We start from the raw sequence: 19,575 nt of genomic DNA on the forward strand, positions 1-19,575 counted from the left end.
CGAACTAGCCGACCGCATCCTCCCGCCGTACCGACAGCAGGTCCTCCAGCTGCTCCTCCCTGGCCTGGGCTGCCACGAACAGCAGCTCGTCGCCCGCCTCCAGGGAGTCCTCCCGGGTGGGCGTGAGGACTCGGGTGCCGCGGATGATGGTGACCAGCGACGTGTCCTCGGGCCATTCCACGTCGCCGACCCGGGTGCCTGCGAGGGCCGACTCCGGGGGGAGTGTCAGCTCGACGAGGTTGGCGTCGCCGTGGCTGAAGCGGAGGAGGCGGACCAGGTCGCCTACGCTGACCGCCTCCTCGACCAGGGCCGACATCAGGCGAGGGGTCGAGACGGCCACGTCCACGCCCCAGGACTCGTTGAACAGCCACTCGTTCTTGGGGTTGTTGACGCGGGCGACGACGCGCGGAACGCCGTACTCCGTCTTCGCCAGCAGTGAGACGACGAGGTTGACCTTGTCGTCGCCCGTGGCGGCGATGACGACGTTGCAGCGCTGAAGCGCCGCCTCGTCCAGCGAAGTGATCTCGCAGGCGTCGGCCAGCAGCCACTCCGCCTGCGGCACGCGCTCGACCGAGATCGCGGTCGGCGCCTTGTCGATCAGCAGGATCTCGTGCCCGTTCTCCAGCAGCTCGCCCGCGATCGAGCGGCCCACCGCACCGGCACCGGCAATGGCGACCCTCATCAGTGACCGCCTTCCTCGTCAGGGCCCTTGGCGAACGCCGCCTCGACCTTGTCCACGTCGTCCGTACGCATCATCACGTGCACCAGATCGCCCTCCTGCAGCACCGTCTGCGAGCTCGGCAGGATCGCTTCCCCGAGCCGGGTGAGGAAGGCGACGCGTACGCCGGTCTCGTCCTGGAGCCGGCTGATCCGCTGGCCCACCCACACCGTCGACGCGTGCACCTCGGCGAGCTGCACCCCGCCGGTGGGGTCGCGCCACAGCGGCTCGGCGCCCGACGGGAGCAGCCGGCGCAGCATCTGGTCGGCGGTCCAGCGGACGGTGGCCACGGTCGGGATGCCCAGGCGCTGGTAGACCTCGGCGCGGCGGGGGTCGTAGATGCGCGCCGCGACGTTCTCGATGCCGAACATCTCGCGTGCCACCCGGGCGGCGATGATGTTCGAGTTGTCGCCGCTGGAGACGGCGGCGAATGCGCCCGCCTCCTCGATGCCCGCCTCGCGCAGGGTGTCCTGGTCGAAGCCGACGCCGGTGACGCGACGGCCGCCGAACCCGGAGCCCAGTCGTCGGAAGGCGGTGGGGTCCTGGTCGACCACGGCGACCGTGTGCCCCTGTTGCTCCAGGGTCTGGGCGAGAGCGGACCCCACTCTCCCGCAGCCCATGATGACGATGTGCACGACCGTCCTTCCGCTGTCAATTGTTACTGCTCATGGAGTTACTGCTCAGGCTGAACAGAGTCTTGAACAGGGTCTCAGACCGATGCCCAAGCTACACACGCGCGGTCCGTGCAGGGCACCCCTGTGCACGCTCGCCCACGGCCTTGTCGCGATCAGCGGCGGCTGATGCTGCGGACGCTGACGAGGGTCAGGACACCGAGCCCGAGGAGTGCGGCGGCGGCGCCGATGAGTTCCGCGGTGGCTTGCGTCATGAGGTCTCCAGGAGGGGGTCGGGGGCGAGGTTTTGTCATATAGACATGGGGACGCCGTCGGTGCCGGAACCCGCAGCATCACCCGTCGCTTAATTCACTCGTAGAGCAGACGTCGGGTGGCGGGTGGGCGCCCCATACCCCGACGGCTTACGATCCTCAGCGTGTCCAAACTGACCGACGTGCCCAAACGGATCCTCATCGGGCGCGCACTGCGCAGTGACCGGCTGGGGGAAACGCTCCTTCCGAAGCGCATTGCCCTCCCCGTGTTCGCCTCCGACCCGCTGTCCTCCGTGGCGTACGCGCCGGGCGAGGTGCTGCTGGTCCTGTCCATCGCGGGCGTGTCGGCCTACCACTTCAGCCCGTGGATCGCGGTCGCGGTCGTGGTGCTGATGTTCACGGTGGTGGCCTCGTACCGGCAGAACGTGCACGCGTACCCGAGCGGCGGCGGCGACTACGAGGTGGCCAACACCAACCTCGGCCCCAAGGCCGGTCTCACCGTCGCCAGCGCGCTGCTCGTCGACTATGTGCTCACCGTCGCCGTGTCGATCTCCTCCGGCATCGAGAACCTCGGCTCCGCGATCCCCTTCGTGATCGAGAACAAGGTGCTCTGCGCGATCGCTGTCATCGTGCTGCTCACGCTGATGAACCTGCGCGGGGTCAGGGAGTCCGGGAAACTTTTCGCGATTCCGACGTACGTCTTCGTGGTCGGCGTCTTCGCGATGATCGCCTGGGGCGCGTTCCGCGGTCTGGTCCTCGACGACACGATGAAGGCGCCGACCGCCGGCTTCGAGATCGAGGCGGAGCAGCAAGGGCTGGCAGGCTTCGCTCTTGTCTTCCTGTTGCTGCGCGCCTTCTCCTCCGGCTGTGCCGCCCTCACCGGTGTCGAGGCGATCAGCAACGGCGTTCCGGCCTTCCGCAAGCCCAAGTCCAAGAACGCCGGGACCACGCTGGCGATGATGGGCCTGCTCGCGGTCACCATGTTCTGCGGCATCATCGGCCTGGCCATGGCGTCGAACGTACGCATGGCCGAGCACCCGGCGACCGACCTGCTGGAGAACGGTGTCGCGGTCGGCGCCGACTACGTCCAGAACCCGGTGATCTCGCAGGTCGCCGAAGCCGTCTTCGGTGATGGCAGCTTCATGTTCGTGGTGCTCGCCGCGGCCACCGCGCTGGTTCTCTTCCTCGCGGCCAACACCGCGTACAACGGCTTCCCGCTGCTGGGCTCGATCCTCGCCCAGGACCGCTATCTGCCCCGTCAGCTGCACACCCGCGGTGACCGCCTCGCCTTCTCGAACGGCATCGTGCTGCTCGCGGGCGCCGCCGGGCTGCTGGTATGGGTCTACGGCGCAGACTCGACCCGGCTGATCCAGCTCTACATCGTCGGCGTCTTCGTCTCCTTCACGCTCAGCCAGACCGGCATGGTCCGGCACTGGAACCGCCACCTGGCCACCGAGCGGGACCAGGCCGTGCGCCGCCGCATGTACCGCTCCCGGGCGATCAACACCTTCGGCGCCTTCTTCACCGGGCTTGTGCTGGTCGTCGTCCTGGTCACCAAGTTCACTCACGGCGCCTGGGTGGCGCTGCTCGGCATGGTGATCTTCTACGCGATCATGTCCGCGATCCGTAAGCACTACGACCGCGTCGCCGAGGAGATCGCCGCGCCGGAAGGGCCGACTGACGATGTCGTACGCCCCTCGCGCGTCCACTCGGTGGTCCTGATCTCGAAGATCCACCGCCCGACGCTGCGCGCCCTCGCCTACGCCAAGCTGATGCGCTCGCACACTTTGGAGGCGCTCAGCGTCAATGTCGACCCGGCCGAGACCAAGGCGCTGAGGGAGGAGTGGGAGCGGCGCGGCATCGACGTACCGCTGAAGGTCCTCGACTCCCCGTACCGCGAGATCACACGGCCGGTCATCGAGTACGTGAAGAACCTGCGCAAGGAGTCCCCGCGCGACGCGGTCAGCGTGATCATCCCCGAGTACGTGGTCGGCCACTGGTACGAGCAACTGCTGCACAACCAGAGCGCCCTCAGGCTCAAGGGGCGGCTGCTGTTCACGCCCGGGGTGATGGTGACCTCCGTGCCGTACCAGCTGGAGTCCTCCGAGGTGGCCAAGCGGCGGGCCCGGAAGCAGCAGGAGTGGAACGCGCCGGGTTCGGTGCGGCGTGGTCCCGCGGAGGAGCGGCCCAAGGAGCAAAGCACTCCCAAGGGCTGACGGACTCGTGTCGAACGGCCGGGCGGCGTCCACGTAGACTGGTGGGCTGTTGTCCGGCCGTTCCCCCTTTTCGCATCTGGAGTCACCCCGCCATGCAGGCAGAACCGAAGAAAACGCCGGCGGGGTCGCTCGTGGGGCAGGAGTACGAGGTCGAGATCGGGCCCGTCGCCCACGGGGGGCACTGCATCGCCCGAACGTCCGAGGGACAGGTGCTGTTCGTCCGGCACGCGCTGCCCGGTGAGCGGGTCGTCGCGCGGGTGACGGAGGGCGAGGAGGACTCGCGCTTCCTGCGCGCGGACGCGGTGACCGTCCTGGAGGCGTCCAAGGACCGGGTCGAGGCGCCCTGCCCGTACGCGGGCCCCGGCCGTTGCGGCGGCTGCGACTGGCAACACGCCAAGCCGGGCGCGCAGCGCCGCATGAAGGGCGAGGTGATCGCCGAGCAGCTGAAGCGGCTCGCGGGCCTGACGCCCGAGGAGGCCGGCTGGGACGGCACGGTGATGCCGGCCGAGGGCGACAAGGTGCCCGCCGGTGAGGTGCCCGCGTGGCGTACGCGCGTGCAGTACGCGGTGGACGAGGCCGGGCATGCCGGTCTGCGGCGGCACCGTTCGCACGAGGTCGAGCCGATCGAGCACTGCATGATCGCCGCGCCGGGCGTCAGCGAGCTGGGCATCGAGCAGCGCGACTGGTCCGGGATGGAGTCGATCGAGGCGATCGCGGCGACGGGCTCCCAGGACCGGCAGGTGATCCTGACGCCACGGCCCGGCGCCCGCCTGCCGATCGTGGAGCTGGACCGGCCGGTGTCGGTGATGCGCGTGGAGGAGAAGGACGGCGGCGTCCACCGGGTCCACGGCCGCCCGTTCGTGCGCGAGCGCGCGGACGACCGTACGTACCGAGTCGGCAGCGGCGGCTTCTGGCAGGTCCACCCGAAGTCCGCGGACACGCTGGTCAAGGCGGTCATGCAGGGCCTGCTGCCACGCAAGGGCGAGACGGCGCTCGACCTGTACTGCGGCGTCGGCCTCTTCGCGGGCGCCCTGGCCGACCGCCTGGGCGACAAGGGCGCGGTGCTCGGCATCGAGTCCGGCAAGCGCGCGGTGGAAGACGCCCGGCACAACCTCGCCGCCTTCGACCGCGTCCGCATCGAACACGGCAAGGTCGAGGCGGTGCTGCCGCGCACCGGCATCACCGAGGCCGACCTGATCGTCCTCGACCCACCGCGGGCGGGCGCCGGCAAGAAGACGGTCCGGCTCATGACGGACCTGGGTGCGCGTCGCATCGCGTATGTGGCGTGCGATCCGGCTGCGCTGGCGCGGGACCTGGGGTACTTCCGGGAAGGGGGGTATCGGGTGCGGATGCTGCGGGCGTTTGATTTGTTTCCGATGACGTCGCACGTGGAGTGCGTAGCCATTCTTGAGTCTGCCGCAAAGGGGCTCTGACCTGCTGGTTTTCTGATTTCCCAGGATCTGGGCGGGTTGCGTCGACATGTTTCCGTGGGCGCACGACGTGGAGTGCGCCGCGTGCCGGAGGAGTGCTTCCGACCTGCGGTTTCGACCAGTGAGCGGGGAAATGGCGAGTGCTGTTCCTCCGGCCTGCGTAGAGCCGACGCAAGACAGCCTCGACGCTCGTCTGACGCTCGTTCTGTTGGGGCGTCAGGTGTGTCCAGCAGCTCCTTTCGAACTGTGGAGACTTTGACGTAGGGATAGTTGGGGGTCAGGGAATCCAGGAGGCGCATCCGCGACGCCGAGTTCCGTGAAGGGGCGGTACGAATCGTGACGGAGACCGGGAAGCCGATTCCGGAGGTGGCCGAGGACGTGGGCATCCATCCCGGGACGCTCCACAGCTGGGTCTCACGGGCCGGGCGCAACGGGTCTCCGTCGGTGGAGCGGGCGATGGTCGAGCCGACAAGTGCCGGGCCGGCGGAAAGACCCACACGCTGGCTCTTCTCCGCCTGGCCCGTCACCGCATCAGCGTGCTGTTCGCGATGCTCCGCGACGGCACCTTCTACGAACCCAGAACCCCACGCCTCGCTTGACGAAAGACATAGAGGCACCCCCCGGGGAATTCCCGGGCGTCGGAGTGAGTGTCCGGATACAAGAACGGCCACCGGCTGATCTTCGAGAATCTCAGCAGGGAGACAGGCATGGCTGTGTGGCGCGGCGACCCAGCGCCGCCTGGGCTGTGTGTGTCTCGGCCCGGTGTACGAAGTCTTCGCCGCGGTGCGCGACGAGGGCCCGTGGATCCCGGGTGCCCATCGGGAAGGGCCAGTCGCTGCCGAGGACGATCCGGTCTTCCCCGAACGTGGTGACGGCGAGGTCGACAACGGCCGGGTCGTGGGCGAGGCAGTCGACGTAGAAGCGGCGCACGGACTCGCGCGGCGATTCGGACAGGTCGGGGACCCCCGGACGGTGGGTGTCGGCGCCGCGCTGCCATCGGCCCACCACCGCTGGGAGCAGCCCGCCGCAGTGCACCAGGACGAACCGCAGGCCGGGGTGGAGCGCGAGGACGTCACCGAAGACGAGTTGGGCGGCGGCCAGGGCGGTCTCCCCGGGATTGCCGAGGAGGTTGGCGAGGTAAAAGGGGTTGAGCCGGGGGTCGGGGGTGGCACCGGGGTGGAGAAGGAGCATGCGCCCGTCGTCCTCCAGGGCTCTCCACAAAGGGGCGAGTTCCGGGGCGGCGAGCGAGTAGGAGCCGCCACCGGCTGCGCCGGTCAGGCCGGCCCATGTCGCATCGTCGCGCACGCGCTCGTACTCGGCGAGGGCCAGCTCCGGGTGTTCGAGAGGGAGGTAGGCAAGAGGCGTGAGGCGGTCGTGGCCGTGCCGGGCCTGGAGCAGGCCGTCGTTGACGGACCGGACCCAGGTGCGTGCCTCCGGCTCGTCCAGGTCCTGTCGGAAGAAGGGCGGAGGGACCGTCACGATCGCCTCGTCGAGGTCTGCCTCGTCGAGGTACTCCTCCAGGAGATCGGGGCGGTAGAGGGCGGGCGGGCCGACGGGTGGCTCGTCGACCCGGGGGGCCAGGTGGGTGTGCAGGTCTATGCCGGGCAAGGAAGGGAATCCGATCGCGCAGGGAAGCCAGGGATGCTTCGGGGAGGGAAGCGGTGCGGCGCTGCCGACAGCGCCGCACCGCGTGGGCCTCGGCAAGGTGGAAGCCGGTGCAGGAAGCCTCTCGCCTCGAAGAGATCGACGAGACGGATGAGGCCCCTGCCGCAGCCGGTTCAGAGGACGCGCAGGGTCAGGCCAGGGCCGCCGCGCTCTCCAGCACCTCGCCGATGGTCCGCGCCGCGACCTGGCGGGCCACGCGCTGGCTGACGCTGGCGGCCGGTCCCCGTACGGCCAGGTCGGCTGACCAGGTGACCCGGCTACCTGACTCCTCGGCGGAGAAGGTCAGGTGGATGCGCACGTCCACGGCGTGCTGGGCCCGTACGGCGTGCACGGCGAGCACGGCGCCTTCGGAGTTCGCCTGCTCGGCGCGGATGCGAGTGCGCAGCGGGATCCGGCCGAAGGGCGTGAGCGGGCTGAACAGGGCGTCCACCGCGCCATCCTGACTTACCGTCACTTCGGTGAGAGCGGTGACGGACGACAACTCTTCGGTGCGGGCGGCAAGCGCGGCCAGTGCGGCCCCCGACCCCGAGACCGTGAACTCTCCTGTGATGAGCATCAGTCCACCTTCACCTTCTCGGCGTCGGCGCCGCGCAGGGCCCGGAGCACGCGCTCCGGGGAGTTGTGGGAGTCGAGGATCATGCCGGTGTCGCCGACGGCGTCCTGGATCGCGGCGCAGATCGCGTGCAGCGGGGCGCCGCCGCCCTCGCCCATGCCCTTGGCGCCGATCGGGGTGAACGGGGAGGGGCTCACCACGTTGTCGTAGCGCAGGCTGGGCATGTCGTACGCGGTGGCCGCGTGGTAGTCGTAGAAGTTGGCGGCGGTGAGCTGGCCGCCCGCGTCGTAGCCGAACTCCTCGAAGAGCGCGGCGGAGATGCCGTGCACGGTGGCTCCGTGGACCTGGCCCTCGATCACCATGGGGTTGATCGGGGTGCCGCAGTCGTCGACCATGCCGTACCGCAGGATCGAGATCTGGCCGGTCTCCTCGTCGATCTCCAGCACGCAGGCGTGGATCTGCGTGGCGTAGGTGAGGGTCAGGTTGCCGAACTTGCGCTCCAGGTCGGGCAGTTCGAAGGGGGCACGGTAGACGGCACGGCCGACCAGGCCGACCTCGTCGGCGACCTCGGGCGGCAGGGAGCCGGGGGAGAAGTGGACGATGCCGGCCACGGCGGCGAACGGGAGCGCGCGCTCGGCGTCGCCGCGCACCTTGGCCAGCCCGCCCTCCAGCACGATGTCCTCGGGTTCGGCGCCCAGGACCGCGCCCGCCACGAGCTGGATCTCGCGGATCAGCTTCTTGGTCGCGTTAATGATCGCGCCGATACCCGTCACCGCGAACTGCGAGGCGTACGAGCCGGAGAAGCCGGTCTGCGCGGACAGCGCGGAGTCGCCTCCGCGGTGCACGATCACGTCGTCGTAGCCGACGCCGAGCAGGTCCGCCACGACCTGCGCGACGGTGGTCTCGTGGCCCTGCCCGAAGGCGACTCCGCCGGTGACCGCGTAGATCGAGCCGTCCGCGCCGAGACGCACCAGGCCGCCCTCGGTGTTCCCCGCGAACGGCAGGTGGGCGTTGATGAATCGAGCCTGTGCGAAGTTGTTGGTGCCCGAGTCGAGTGTGGAGCCGATGCCGATCCCGATGCGCTTGCCGCTGCCGCGCATCTGCTGCTGGAGGCGGCGGGCGTCGTCGTAGTCGATGAGGTCGAGGGCCTTGCGCAGGGAGAGGGGGAGGTTCCCGGAGTCGTAGACGCAGCCGTTGACCGTCGTGTACGGATACTGGTCCGGCTGCACGTAGTTCTTCAGCCGGAACTCGACCGGGTCGAAGCCGAGTTTGTGGGCCGCGATGTCCATCATCCGCTCCACGACCCACATGTGCTGAAGCCGCGAGTATCCGCGGTTGGGGTGGACCGGGCCCTTGTTGGTGTAGACGGTGCGGTAGTGGACCTTCACGTGCTTGAGCTGGTAGCAGGCGTTCGCGACCTGGGTCCAGATGGCGCCGCCGAGCGGCTCGTAACGGGTGTACGCGCCTACGTCGTCCAGGGCGTCGTACAACAGTCCGAGCACCGTGCCGTCGTTCTGCACCGCCATCCTGACGTCGCGGAACCAGCGTTCGTTGCCATGCCCGCCCATGTAGTGGTGCTCGGTGCGGGTCTCGGTCCAGCGCAGGGGGCGGCGCAGCTTGCGGGCCAGGAGGGCCACGGCGGTGGCCGGCACGTACATGCCGATCTTGACGCCGAAGGAGCCGCCGATGTCCTTGCTGACGATGCGGATGCGCTCGGCGGGGTGCCGCATGGCGGAGGCCATCATCAGGGTGGTGATCTGCGGCATCGCGCAGCCGCCCGTGATGGTGAAGTGGTCCGTCCCCGCGTCGTACTGGGCGGTGACGACCATGCACTCCAGGGGGGTGGAGCTGAAGCGGTGGAAGTGCAGCTCGTCGGCCGTGATGACGTGGTCGGCGTGTTCGAGGGCGAAGCCGATGTCGCCCCAGTCGTACACCGTCTCCCATGCGACGTTGGTGTTGGTCTGCGCGTGGATGACCGGCGCGTCCGGGGCGATGGCGTCGCGGGCGTCGACCAAGTGAGGCAGCGGCTCGTAGTCGATCACCACGGCTGCCGCCGCGTCCCGCGCGGCCTCGCGCGACTCGGCCGCGACCGCGACGACCGGCTCGCCGACGAAGCGCGCCACGCCCCCGCCGGCCAGGCAGCGGTCCACTTCCGGCTCGCCGCCCTCGGGCGGGCCCTGGATCTCCATGAACGGCTCGGTGAGCGCCGCCGCCTCCTCCGGCAGCAGGCAGCCGAGATAGCCGGGTACGCGGGCCGCGGCGGAGACGTCGATGCCGGTGATGCGGGCGTGCGCGTAGGGGGAGCGGACGAAGAAGACGTAGCCGAGGCGGTGCACGGGCGTGTCGTCGCCGAACTCGCCCTCCGCACGCAGCAGTCGGTCGTCCTCCTTGCGTGGCATGGCCCGGCCGGTCCAGGCCCGGGTGCTCGTGGGGCTCTCGGTCGTCGTGCTGGTCACTGCTCCTCGCCCTTCTCGGAAGAGGCCTCGGCGGCAGCCGCAGAGGCGGCCTCGGCGGTAGCCACAGCGGCGGCCTCGTGGCCGTGCGGCTTCGGCACGTCCTGGCCCGCGGCGGCGCGGATGGCGCGGACGATGTTCTCGTAGCCGGTGCAGCGGCAGATGTTGCCCTTCAACGCCCGACGCACCGTCTGGTCGGTGATCTCCTCGCCGGACCGCAGCAGGTCGGTGGCGGTCATGAGCATCCCGGAGGTGCAGTAGCCGCACTGCAGGGCGTGGTGCTCCTTGAAGCACTGCTGGAGCGGGTTGAGGGCGCCGTCCTCGTCGGCCAGCGAGGCCGCCGTCCGCACGTCCGTGCCGTCCGCCTGGACCGCCAGGACCATGCAGGACTTGGCGAGTCGGCCATCCCAACGGACCGTGCAGGCACCGCAGTTGCCGGTGTCGCAGCCGATCTTGGGGCCGCGCTTGTCGAGGTCGTCGCGGAGCCAGTGGACGAGGAGGGTGCGGGAGGAGACGGTGCCCTGCTCGGGGCGGCCGTCGACGGTGACCTCGATCGCGTGGATGTCGGTGGTGGTGCTGCTGGTGTTTGTGGCGTCGGCGATGGTCATGCCGCTGTGCTCCTTGTCGTCTCCTGCTCCACGTCGTGCTCCCCGTCCTGCTCCACGGCGGACTCGATTGCCCGGCGCAGCTGGACCCCGGCCATCTCGACCCGGTACGCGGCCGAGGCGTGGGCGTCCCCAACCGCCTCCACACCGGACCCGTCGAACGCCGCCAGAGCCGGTTCGATCAGTGAGGCGTCCGCCTGCCGCCCGGTGACGGCGTCCTCGACCGCGGTCAGCCGCAGCGGTGAGCCCGGTACCGCGCCCAGCACGACCCGCGCGCCGTCCACCACGTCGTCGATCACGTCCAGCCGGACCACCACCCGGGCCAACGCCCAGGAATCGGCGGCGAGTTGGAGGTGGCGATGGACCACGCGGGTACCGACCGGAAGCAGTCGGATGTGCACGGAGGTCAGCAGCTCACCCGGGCGCAGCGAGGTCGCCAGGCTTCCCGAGAAGAAGGTGTCGGCGGTGATGCTGCGCCGGCCCGCCGCCGACGCGGTATGGAACCAGGCTCCGAGCGCGGCGAGCAGCGGGGGGAAGTTGTTGGTCGGGTCGTTCAGACAGCAGTTGCCGCCGATGGTGCCCCGGTTGCGGACCTGCCGGTCCACCAGTCCCGCGGCCATCTCGGCCACCGACGGCTGCAGTCGCCGTACGACGGGGGAGGCGGCGATCTCGGCGTAGGTGACGGCCGCGCCGATGACCAGCGTGCCGTCGGCGGTGACCTCGATGCCGCGCAGCTCGTCCAGGCGATGGACGTCGACCAGCGCCGTCGGCTGGGCCAGGTCGAGCTTCAGGGCGTTGATCATGCTCTGGCCGCCGGCGAGTACGGCGGATCCTTCGATCTCGGTGAGCAGGGTGGTTGCCTCGGGAAGGGTGCGGGGGCGCACGTAGCGCAGGGGAGGAAGGATCATCGGGGCCTCACAGGTCCGGGTGCTTGGCTGCGAGGCGGTAGCTGCCCGAGTGGAAGACCAGAGGGTCCCCGCCGGGCGCGTCGTACCGTTCGACCTCGCCGATCATGACGATGTGGTCGCCGACGTCGAGGCACTGCACCGTCCGGCACTGGAACCGGGCAACCGCCCCGTCCAGCACGGGAGTTCCGGCGACGCCCTCGCCGATCGGAGCGCCGGTGAACTTGTCGTCGGCCGGAGTGGCGAACTGCCGCGAGAGATGGTGCTGGTCGGCGGCCAGGATGTTGACCGCGAAGTGGGTCGCCGCGGTGAAGTCCGGTGTGCTCGGCGCGTTCTTGCCGGGGCACCACAGCACCAGCGGCGGGTCCAGCGACACCGAGGTGAAGGAGTTCGCCGTCATCCCGACCTTGCGGCCGTCGGCGGCACGGGCCGTGACCACGGTGACGCCGGTCGCGTAGTGGCCGAGCGCCCGCCGCAGATCCCGTACGTCGAAGGCGGACTGCCCCTGGGCGCGCTTGTCGGCCAGCAGCCGCTCAGTCTCGGCGGGCTCGGCCCACCAGGGGTAGAGAGTGCGCGGATCGTCGAACCCGTTCACCACCGCGCCCGCCACCGCCGGGATCCCGGCCGCCTCGGCGAGCAACTGCCGCTGGTGCGGCTGGAGTCCGGCCAGCAGGGAGTTGGTCCAGGCGACCGACCACTGCGCCCAGCCGCGCCAGTAGCCGTCGAAGGTGCGCTGCATCCACGCGGGCGTGAACTCCTCGTCGCCGTGTCGCAGGATGGCGTCCAGGTAGTGCTCGGCCGCCTGGGCCGCGTTGTTGGAGCCCTGACCGGTGACCGGGTCGCACAGCACCACCGCGTCGGCCATGCCCAGCACATGCCTGCCCGAGGGGAGCTGGGCGACGGGCCTGCGCACGGTCGGGGTGAGCCGTCCGCGCAGTACGCCCTGCTCGTCGGTCAGGTTCGCCGTACGGCAGCGCTCGTACTCGTCCGGGAAGAAGCGCCGGAGGATCTCCAGCGACCGCTCCAGGTGCTGCTCGGGAGTGCGGACGTCGTCCCAGCAGTCCATCGGGCCGTCCGGCACCCCTTCGAAGACCATGATCTCGCAGGGGCCGGAGACGGTGAGGGCGGGAAAGGTGAAGTACTCGCCGACGCCGGGGACGATCCTCAGGTCGACCACGGCGTCACCGGGCCGGGGGCGCGCGCCGGTGACGTAGGTGAGGGCGAGGGCGCGGCGCGGGCGGTCGTACGGAGAGCGCTCGGGGTCGCGAGGGAAGACGCGCCCCAGTTCGCCCTTGCCGGTCGCGACGACGACCAGGTCGTGCGTACGGGCGTACTCCTCCAGGTCGGCCACGGACGCCGGCCGGACCACGAGCTTGCCGCCGGCCTGCTCGTAACGCTCCATCCAGGCCGCGCACTTGACCCGCTGGTCGACGGACTGGGCGGGCGCGTCAAGCGGCGACTGCCAGCGGACGTCCATGCCGACGTCCATGCCGACGAGCGACAGCGCGACGCCCGTGATCTGCGGGCAGTCCCGCTGCCACTCGTCCAGGCCGAGCGCGCGCTCGGTGCGCAGGGCCGTGTCGAACATGCACTGGCTGGACATGACCCGGCCGTGCCTGACCTCGTCCGGCCCCCGGTCGGTGACGAGGGTGACGTCGTAGCCGCGGTCCAGCAGGCCGAGCGCCAGCTGGGCCCCGGACTGCCCCGCACCGATGACGGCGATGCTCCTCATGACGTACTCCCCTCCTGAGGGCGTGTCAGGCCACCACGGTGGCGAGGTAGTTCTCAGCCGACACGGGGTCCATGAACCAGTGGAAGTAGTCGCGCGGGTCGTCGAATCCGTTGGTGAAGCGGCGGGCGATGCGCGGGCTGGCGGCCGCCGTGCCGAGCAGCTTCAGCACGTGCTCGGGCGGCGCGCCCAGCAGGGCGTTGGTCCAGGTGGCCACGTACTGCGCGTAGTCCCAGTAGCGCTCGAAGGTCTCCCGCAGGAACGCGCGGTCGTACGGGCGGTCGCCGTGCTCCAGGATGCTCGCCAGGTACGACGCCGCGCACTTGCTCGCGTTGTTGGAACCCTGGCCGGTTATCGGGTCGTTGAGGACGACGACGTCGGCGAGGCCAAGGACGAGCGCGCCGGACGGCAACTTTCCGACGGGCTTGCGCACGGTGGGCGGGAAGCGGCCGGCGAGGATGCCGTTCGGGTCGGTCAGCCGGACGTCGCCGAGGCGCTCGGCCTCCCAGGGGAGGTGGGTGCGCACGAGGTCCACGGAGTGGGCCAGGTGCTCCTCGGGGGAGGTGATGCCCTTCCAGGAGTCGAGGGGGCCGCCAGGCACGCCCTCGAAGACCATGATGTCGCAGGGCCCAGTGGTCGTCAGCGCGGGGAACGTGAAGTACTCGCCGATGCCGGGGATCATGTTGAAGCTGACGGTGGAGAAGTCGTCGCGGGGCGTCATGCCGGTGACGTAGGTCAGGGCGAGGGCGCGCTGCGGGGCGTCGAACACGGACCGCTGGGCGTCGCGCTCGAAGAGACCGGCGATCTCGCCCTTGCCCGCGGCGACGATCACCAGGTCGGACTCGCGGGCGTAGTACTCCAGGTCCTCGACGTCGGCCTCCCGCAGCACGGTCTTGCCGCCTCGCCGCTCGAACTCCTCCAGCCAGGCGGGCATCTTGACCCGCTGGTCCACCGAACGGGCGGCCGCGTCGAGGCGGGAGGCCCAGGAGAACGCCTTGCCGCCCTGGCCGTCCGGGACGGTGAAGGAGATGCCCTCGACCGGGGGGCACACCTCGTCCCACAGGTCCAGGCCGAGGTTGCGTTCGTGGGCGAGGGACGTGCCGAACATGCACTGGCTGGACATCACGCGGCCCTCGCGGATCTGCTGTCCGGTGCGGTTGGTCACGACCGTCACGTCGTAGCCGTGGCCCAGCAGCCCGATGCCGAGCTGGAGGCCGGCCTGCCCGGCCCCGATTATGGTGATCTTGCGCATGGTGTGGACCTCCGGTCCGGAACTGAAGTGAAGTGGGGTCTCCGGTCGTGCCGGTGGCGGTGGGCGCGCCCTCGTCATTCCGCGAGCTGGGGAATCGCCGGGACCAGACCCTCCGGGCCGATCGCCGAGTAGCCGCCGTCGACGGCCCAGTCGGCGCCGGTGACGAAGGACGCCTCGTCGGAGCAGAGGAACCGCACGACGCCCGCGACCTCCTCCGGGTCGCCGACCCGGCCAAGGGCGTGGAAGGGCGCGGCGACCCGGTCGGTCTTCGCTCGGTCGCCGCCGGTCAGCTGATCCATGACCTTCGACCAGGTCCAGCCGGGACTCACGGAATTGACGCGGATGTTGTCGGCCGCCAGGTCAGCCGCCATGTTGCGGGTCAGCTGCACCAGGGCCGCCTTGCTCACCGGGTACAGCCAGCGCCCGGGCTGCGCGACCTTGCTGGAGATCGAGGTGAAGTTGACGATGGCGCCGCCGCCCTGCGCGACGAGGTGCGGATGGACCGCCTTGGCCAGCAGGGCCGCGCTCGCCACGTTCACATCCAGGGCCGTCAGCCACTGCTCGCGGGTGGAAGCGAAGCCGTCGTCGACATACGAGCAGGCGAGGTTCACGAGGATGTCCAGCCGGCCGAACCTCTCGACGGCACGCTCGACGAGGTCGGCCACCTGCGCGTCGTCGGTGATGTCGGCAGAGACGAAGAGAATGCCCTCCCCGATTTCGTCCGCCAATTCCAGGCCGCCGTCCTTGTCGATGTCCGCGACGACGACATTCGCCCCCGCCGCATGAAATGCGCGGACGACCGCTTTCCCGATAATCGTTGACCCGCCGGTAACAAGCGCAGTCTTGACCGACAATCCACTCATGCTGTCTCCTGGTCTTCGTCGGGAGTTGCCGAAAAATTAGGCGCGGCAGTGCAGAGCCGCTATCCGCATCACGCGGCGCACTGTCCGGATCCCGCTCCCCGCCCGGAGGTTCGGATGTCGTCCAGCGAAGTGCTCCCGCTCCGCCGGCATGAGCGCTTCCGCACCGCGGAGGTGGAGGAGGCACGGGCCGAGGTGGGACGCGCCTTCTGCCCCCACGACCTGCGCGTCGTCGGCCGGTCGGGACGGCTCGACGCCCGCATGCACGGGGTCTCCTTCGCGGACACCGGGCTGTACTACCTGGACTACGGGGCGGAAGTGGTGATCACGCCGGGCGCTCTGGAGGACTTCTACCTGGTTCAGATCCCGCTCGCCGGGTCGGCCCAGATCGCCTGCGGTCGCGAGCAGATCATCTCGACGCCCCAACTGGCTTCCGTGCCCGCCCCCATGGAGCATCTGGCCATGCGCTGGCACGAGGGCAACCCCCAGCTCATCGTCTGGGTGCGCCGGACCGCGCTGGAGGACCACCTGGGCAAGCTGCTCGGCCGGCAGCCGCGGATGCCCCTGCGCTTCGACCTCGGCATGGACCTCACCACACCCGCCGCCCGCTCCTGGCTGGGCATCGTCGACATGCTGCGCCGCGATGTGGACAACCCGGACGGCATGCTCGGCCGGCCCCTGATCGTCAAGCAGCTCGAACTCCTGCTGACGTCACAGCTCCTGCTCGCCCAGCCGCACAACTACAGCTCCGCCTTGCACGGGGAGGACGCACCGCGGATCGCGCCGCCCTCCGTCCGCAAGGCCATGGAGATCATCGAGTGCCACGCCGCCGAGCCGCTGACCGTGGAGGACGTGGCCGAGGCGGTCGGGGTGAGCGTACGGGCCCTGCAGGAGGGCTTCCGCCGTCACGTGGGGACGACCCCGGTGTCGTATCTGCGTGAAGTCCGGCTGGACCGGGTGCGCGCCGAACTGAAGGCCGCGGCACCGGGCACGCTGACGGTCACCGACGTCGCCTACCGCTGGGGCTTCTTCCACCCCGGCCGCTTCGCCATCGCCTACCGCGAGCGCTTCGGGGAGCACCCCTCGCAGACGCTCCGCGGCTGACTGCCGGCAGACCGGGCCGCCGGCCCACCTCGCCGCGGAGACGACCCGACAGGGTGGATGGCGTCCCGCCGAGTGGGGTAGCCGATCAAGCTGACGGAATCCCCAGGTCGCGGCCCGAATCGCCCTCGCCGGAGGCCCTGTTGAGGCTCGCCGGGCCGGGACCAGCGGTGATCGCACGACGGCTGGCTGCGCCACGTACCGGACGGCTCCAAAGCGGAAGCGACGGACCGTGATCGGCTACACCACGACCGGGGACACGACCACAGGGTGACAGAGACACCGAGCGCCGTCGGCCGTCCGGACAACGAACCTCGCCGAATCCTGCGGACCCCGCGGAAAGTGGACGGCGGCCCGCGTTCAGCGGATAGCCGATCAATTCACCCGCCTCTAATTTCTTGGCATCCGCATGGCCGCCCGGAAATGCCGGCGATGTCCATGGGATTTCCGAAACGCCGGCCACCCCCTGGAGATCCCGAATGAGCGACCGTATTAGTGTCCCGCCCGACTGGCTGACCGAAGCCGTCGGCACGGTGTTCGTAGCCGCGGGCCTTTCCCCCCGGGCCGCGGCGACGGTGGCCCGGAGCCTGGTGGAGGCGGATCTCCGCGGCACCCCTTCGCACGGCGTGCTGCTCGTGCCGATGTACATCGAGCGGCTGCGCAAGGGCTCGGTCAGCACCCGGGAGAGCGCCAAGGTCGTCTCTGACGCAGGCGCCGTCGCCGTACTGGACGCCGGGCACGCTCTCGGCCAGCTCACCGGCGACCAGGCGATGGAACTGGCCGTCGACAAGGCTCACACCTACGGGATCGGGGCGGTCACGGTCCGCCACGCGTTCCACTTCGGCGGGGCCTACCGCTACGCCCGAACAGCCGCCGCCGCAGGCTGTATCGGCATCGCCGCTGCCAACACCCGTCCGCTGATGCCCGCCCCCGGCGGAGCCGCCGCCGTCGTGGGCAACAACCCGCTCGCCGTCGGAGTCCCCACCGGCCACGACGAGCCGATCCTGCTGGACATGGCCCTCTCCGAGGCCGCACTCGGCAAGATCCGCCTCGCCGCCCAGCAAGGCCGGGAGATCCCGCCCACCTGGGCCACCGACCGCGGCGGCACCCCGACAACGGACCCCGCCGAGGCCCTGGCCGGCCTGCTCCTCCCGGCGGCCGGACACAAGGGCTACGGACTCGCCCTCGTCGTCGACGTCCTCACCGGCGTGCTCTCCGGCGGCTCCTTCGGAGGCGGAGTGCGCGGCCTGTACGCCGACCCATCGACACCCAACGACTGCGCGCACTTCTTCCTCGCCCTCGATGTCGCCGCCTTCGGCGACCGAGACGAGTTCGAGCAGCGCGTCGCCGCACTCCGCGACCAGATCACCGGCTCGCCCAAGGCACCCGACACCGAACGGCTGCTGCTGCCCGGCCAGTTGGAGGCCGAGCGACAGGCTTCCGCCACTACCGCCGGCGTACCGCTCGACGCCGGCGTCCTCGCCGCGCTGAGGGAGACCGCCACATCGCTCGGCGTCGCCCTGGGCCGTCTCTCGTGAGCAGAAGCCTCCGACAACCATTCCGAGGAGCATCCATGGCACGCATGGTCGACGCCGTCGTCGTCGGATCCGGTGTGAACGGCATGGTCGCCGCGGCCGAACTGGCCAAGGAAGGCTGGTCGGTGGCCCTGGTCGAACGCGGCGAACGCATCGGCGGCTTCATCGCCACCGAGGAGCGCACCATCCCCGGGTACCGGCACGACACGTACTCCTCGTGGCACCCGCTGTTCGTGTCCGGCGGCGCCTACGCCCTGCTCGGCGACGAACTGCACCGCCACGGCCTCGAGTACCGCAACACCGACGGCTTCGTCACCGGCACCGTCACCGACGAAGGGCGCGTGGTCCTCGCGCACCGCGACCCCGGGACGACGACGGAGGGCTTCGCCCACGCCTCGGACCGCGACGCCTACCTCGCCATGCTGCAGCGTTTCCTCGACAACGCGGACGCCATCGGAGGCTTCCTCGGCGGCGACCTCCGCTCGCCGCGCATCCTGAAGTCCGTCGCCCGGCTGGTGCGCCGGGAGCGGTTCACCGGTACCGAGGCATGGCTGCGCGCCGCCCTCACCAGCGGCCGCTCCTACGCCCGCAGCGAGTTCCTCGGCGACGAGCCCGACCTGCTGTGGGCGCCCTGGCTGCTGCACGCCGGACTCTCCCCGGACCACGCCTCCGGCGGCCTGATGCTGCCCATCCTCGCGGCCACGCTCCACGGCTTCGGACTGCCTGTGGTGGCGGGCGGCGCCGACAACTTCGTGGGCGCCTTCGAAGCGCTGCTGACGGAACTGCGGGTGGACATCCGCACCGGACAGCCGGTCGAGCGGATCCTCGTCACAGCAGGCAGGGCCACGGGTGTCGTCGCCGGCGGCGACACCATCCTGGCCCGCCGCGCCGTCCTCGCCTCCGTCACCCCGAGCGCGCTGTACGGCGAGCTGCTGCCGCCGGACGCCCCCGTCCCGCCCGTGGTGCGCGACCAGGCCCGCCGCTTCCGCCACGGACGCGCGGCCATGCAGATCCACGTGGCCCTCTCCGCCCCACCGACCTGGAACGACGACCGTCTGGCCGCCGTACCACTGCTGCACTTCAGTGACGGATCCGCGAGCACCGCCATCGCCTGCGCGGAGGCGGAGGCGGGCCTGCTGCCGCGCAGGTCCACGGTCGTCGTCGGCCAGCAGCACGTCCTCGACCCGTCCCGGGTCCCCGAGGGCGCGGCGGCGCTCTGGATCCAGCTGCAGGAGCTGCCGTACGAGCCGGTCGGCGACGCCGCCGGCGAACTGGACATCAGCGGCGGCTGGACCAAGGAACTGGCCGAGAGCTACACGCTCCGGGTCCTGGCCCGCGTGGCCCGCCACGCGCCCGACCTGAACGACAAGGTGCTCGCCTGGGACGCCGTCACGCCCGCGGACCTCGCCGCGTACAACCCGAACGCGGTGGCCGGCGACCCCTACGGGGGCTCCGCTGAACTCGACCAGAACCTGCTGTGGCGCCCGTTGCCCAGCGCCGCCCGGCACGCCACACCGGTCCCCGGCCTGTGGCAGATCGGCGCCTCCACACATCCCGGCCCCGGCCTCGGCGGCGGCTCAGGGCACCTGGTGGCCCAACAGCTCATCCGTGGCGCGCGCCGCCGCATCACCCGCCGCTGACCCGGAGCAACCGGAAACACAGGAGTCCTG

Annotated in this window: 15 protein-coding genes and 2 pseudogenes; 7 read left to right on the top strand and 10 right to left on the bottom strand. The window is 70.5% G+C overall.

Annotated features, from left to right (window positions below):
- Positions 1-4: 4 nt before the first annotated feature.
- Positions 5-682, bottom strand: a complete 678-nt coding sequence (locus tag ACGFNK_RS42480) for a TrkA family potassium uptake protein (protein ID WP_033318827.1) — start codon at positions 680-682, stop codon at positions 5-7.
- On the bottom strand, positions 682-1,353 hold the full coding sequence (locus tag ACGFNK_RS42485; RefSeq protein WP_386355757.1) for an NAD-binding protein: 672 nt from the start codon (positions 1,351-1,353) through the stop codon (positions 682-684). Before ACGFNK_RS42485 ends, ACGFNK_RS42480 begins: the two co-directional genes overlap by 1 nt.
- A gap of 412 nt (positions 1,354-1,765) precedes the next feature.
- Between ACGFNK_RS42485 and ACGFNK_RS42490 the strand changes: the two genes are divergently transcribed.
- The 4 genes and pseudogenes from ACGFNK_RS42490 to ACGFNK_RS42505 all read left to right on the top strand — a co-directional run.
- The gene (locus tag ACGFNK_RS42490; protein ID WP_393425729.1) at positions 1,766-3,817 is read left to right on the top strand and encodes an APC family permease; all 2,052 of its coding nucleotides are present in this window, start codon (positions 1,766-1,768) and stop codon (positions 3,815-3,817) included.
- Positions 3,818-3,909: 92 nt separating this feature from the next.
- Complete coding sequence (locus tag ACGFNK_RS42495; RefSeq protein ID WP_393425732.1) at positions 3,910-5,250, top strand: class I SAM-dependent RNA methyltransferase; 1,341 nt, start codon at positions 3,910-3,912, stop codon at positions 5,248-5,250.
- Between the two features lie 267 nt (positions 5,251-5,517).
- Positions 5,518-5,685: pseudogene (locus tag ACGFNK_RS42500) on the top strand (transposase); the annotation flags it as partial.
- A 29-nt stretch (positions 5,686-5,714) separates the two neighbouring features.
- A pseudogene (locus ACGFNK_RS42505) lies at positions 5,715-5,846 on the top strand (IS110 family transposase); the annotation flags it as partial.
- A 91-nt stretch (positions 5,847-5,937) separates the two neighbouring features.
- Here the strand turns inward: ACGFNK_RS42505 and ACGFNK_RS42510 are convergent.
- The 8 genes from ACGFNK_RS42510 to ACGFNK_RS42545 form a co-directional block, all read right to left on the bottom strand.
- Positions 5,938-6,855, bottom strand: coding sequence for an amidohydrolase family protein (locus ACGFNK_RS42510; protein ID WP_393425735.1), 918 nt, complete (start codon positions 6,853-6,855; stop codon positions 5,938-5,940).
- A 187-nt stretch (positions 6,856-7,042) separates the two neighbouring features.
- Entirely contained in the window at positions 7,043-7,468 is a 426-nt protein-coding gene (locus ACGFNK_RS42515; RefSeq protein WP_393425738.1) for an SRPBCC domain-containing protein, read from the bottom strand.
- Positions 7,468-9,921, bottom strand: a complete 2,454-nt coding sequence (locus ACGFNK_RS42520) for a xanthine dehydrogenase family protein molybdopterin-binding subunit (protein ID WP_393425741.1) — start codon at positions 9,919-9,921, stop codon at positions 7,468-7,470. The genes ACGFNK_RS42515 and ACGFNK_RS42520 overlap by 1 nt, the downstream gene beginning before the upstream one ends.
- Entirely contained in the window at positions 9,918-10,526 is a 609-nt protein-coding gene (locus tag ACGFNK_RS42525) for a (2Fe-2S)-binding protein (RefSeq protein WP_393425744.1), read from the bottom strand. Before ACGFNK_RS42525 ends, ACGFNK_RS42520 begins: the two co-directional genes overlap by 4 nt.
- On the bottom strand, positions 10,523-11,431 hold the full coding sequence (locus tag ACGFNK_RS42530; protein WP_393425747.1) for an FAD binding domain-containing protein: 909 nt from the start codon (positions 11,429-11,431) through the stop codon (positions 10,523-10,525). Before ACGFNK_RS42530 ends, ACGFNK_RS42525 begins: the two co-directional genes overlap by 4 nt.
- Positions 11,432-11,438: 7 nt before the next feature.
- On the bottom strand, positions 11,439-13,160 hold the full coding sequence (locus ACGFNK_RS42535) for a styrene monooxygenase/indole monooxygenase family protein (RefSeq protein WP_393425750.1): 1,722 nt from the start codon (positions 13,158-13,160) through the stop codon (positions 11,439-11,441).
- A 25-nt stretch (positions 13,161-13,185) separates the two neighbouring features.
- Positions 13,186-14,409 carry a styrene monooxygenase/indole monooxygenase family protein gene (locus ACGFNK_RS42540; protein ID WP_393425753.1) on the bottom strand — a complete coding sequence of 408 codons (1,224 nt, stop codon included), beginning with the start codon at positions 14,407-14,409 and terminating at the stop codon, positions 13,186-13,188.
- 74 nt (positions 14,410-14,483) lie between these two features.
- Positions 14,484-15,272, bottom strand: coding sequence for an SDR family oxidoreductase (locus tag ACGFNK_RS42545; RefSeq protein WP_386355720.1), 789 nt, complete (start codon positions 15,270-15,272; stop codon positions 14,484-14,486).
- Between the two features lie 114 nt (positions 15,273-15,386).
- Here ACGFNK_RS42545 and ACGFNK_RS42550 point away from each other — a divergent pair, with 114 nt between their 5' ends.
- The 3 genes from ACGFNK_RS42550 (at position 15,387) to ACGFNK_RS42560 (ending at position 19,545) form a co-directional block, all read left to right on the top strand.
- Complete coding sequence (locus tag ACGFNK_RS42550) at positions 15,387-16,373, top strand: AraC family transcriptional regulator (protein ID WP_386355717.1); 987 nt, start codon at positions 15,387-15,389, stop codon at positions 16,371-16,373.
- Between the two features lie 476 nt (positions 16,374-16,849).
- A complete protein-coding gene (locus ACGFNK_RS42555; protein WP_393425757.1) occupies positions 16,850-17,908 on the top strand; it encodes an Ldh family oxidoreductase in 1,059 nt (352 codons plus the stop codon).
- A 35-nt stretch (positions 17,909-17,943) separates the two neighbouring features.
- On the top strand, positions 17,944-19,545 hold the full coding sequence (locus tag ACGFNK_RS42560; protein ID WP_393425760.1) for a phytoene desaturase family protein: 1,602 nt from the start codon (positions 17,944-17,946) through the stop codon (positions 19,543-19,545).
- The last annotated feature ends 30 nt before the right edge of the window (positions 19,546-19,575 follow it).

This window comes from Streptomyces sp. NPDC048825, assembly GCF_043198355.1.
Lineage (GTDB): Bacteria > Actinomycetota > Actinomycetes > Streptomycetales > Streptomycetaceae > Streptomyces > Streptomyces xiangluensis.

Excerpts from the sequence above, each read along its gene's own strand:
- ACGFNK_RS42480 (WP_033318827.1), bottom strand. The coding sequence starts at position 682 with ATGAGGGTCGCCATTGCCGGTGCCGGTGCGGTGGGCCGCTCGATCGCG.
- ACGFNK_RS42495 (WP_393425732.1), top strand. The coding sequence starts at position 3,910 with ATGCAGGCAGAACCGAAGAAAACGCCGGCGGGGTCGCTCGTGGGGCAG.
- ACGFNK_RS42515 (WP_393425738.1), bottom strand. The coding sequence starts at position 7,468 with ATGCTCATCACAGGAGAGTTCACGGTCTCGGGGTCGGGGGCCGCACTG.
- ACGFNK_RS42525 (WP_393425744.1), bottom strand. The coding sequence starts at position 10,526 with ATGACCATCGCCGACGCCACAAACACCAGCAGCACCACCACCGACATC.
- ACGFNK_RS42530 (WP_393425747.1), bottom strand. The coding sequence starts at position 11,431 with ATGATCCTTCCTCCCCTGCGCTACGTGCGCCCCCGCACCCTTCCCGAG.
- ACGFNK_RS42535 (WP_393425750.1), bottom strand. The coding sequence starts at position 13,160 with ATGAGGAGCATCGCCGTCATCGGTGCGGGGCAGTCCGGGGCCCAGCTG.
- ACGFNK_RS42540 (WP_393425753.1), bottom strand. The coding sequence starts at position 14,409 with ATGCGCAAGATCACCATAATCGGGGCCGGGCAGGCCGGCCTCCAGCTC.
- ACGFNK_RS42545 (WP_386355720.1), bottom strand. The coding sequence starts at position 15,272 with ATGAGTGGATTGTCGGTCAAGACTGCGCTTGTTACCGGCGGGTCAACG.
- ACGFNK_RS42550 (WP_386355717.1), top strand. The coding sequence starts at position 15,387 with ATGTCGTCCAGCGAAGTGCTCCCGCTCCGCCGGCATGAGCGCTTCCGC.
- ACGFNK_RS42555 (WP_393425757.1), top strand. The coding sequence starts at position 16,850 with ATGAGCGACCGTATTAGTGTCCCGCCCGACTGGCTGACCGAAGCCGTC.
- ACGFNK_RS42560 (WP_393425760.1), top strand. The coding sequence starts at position 17,944 with ATGGCACGCATGGTCGACGCCGTCGTCGTCGGATCCGGTGTGAACGGC.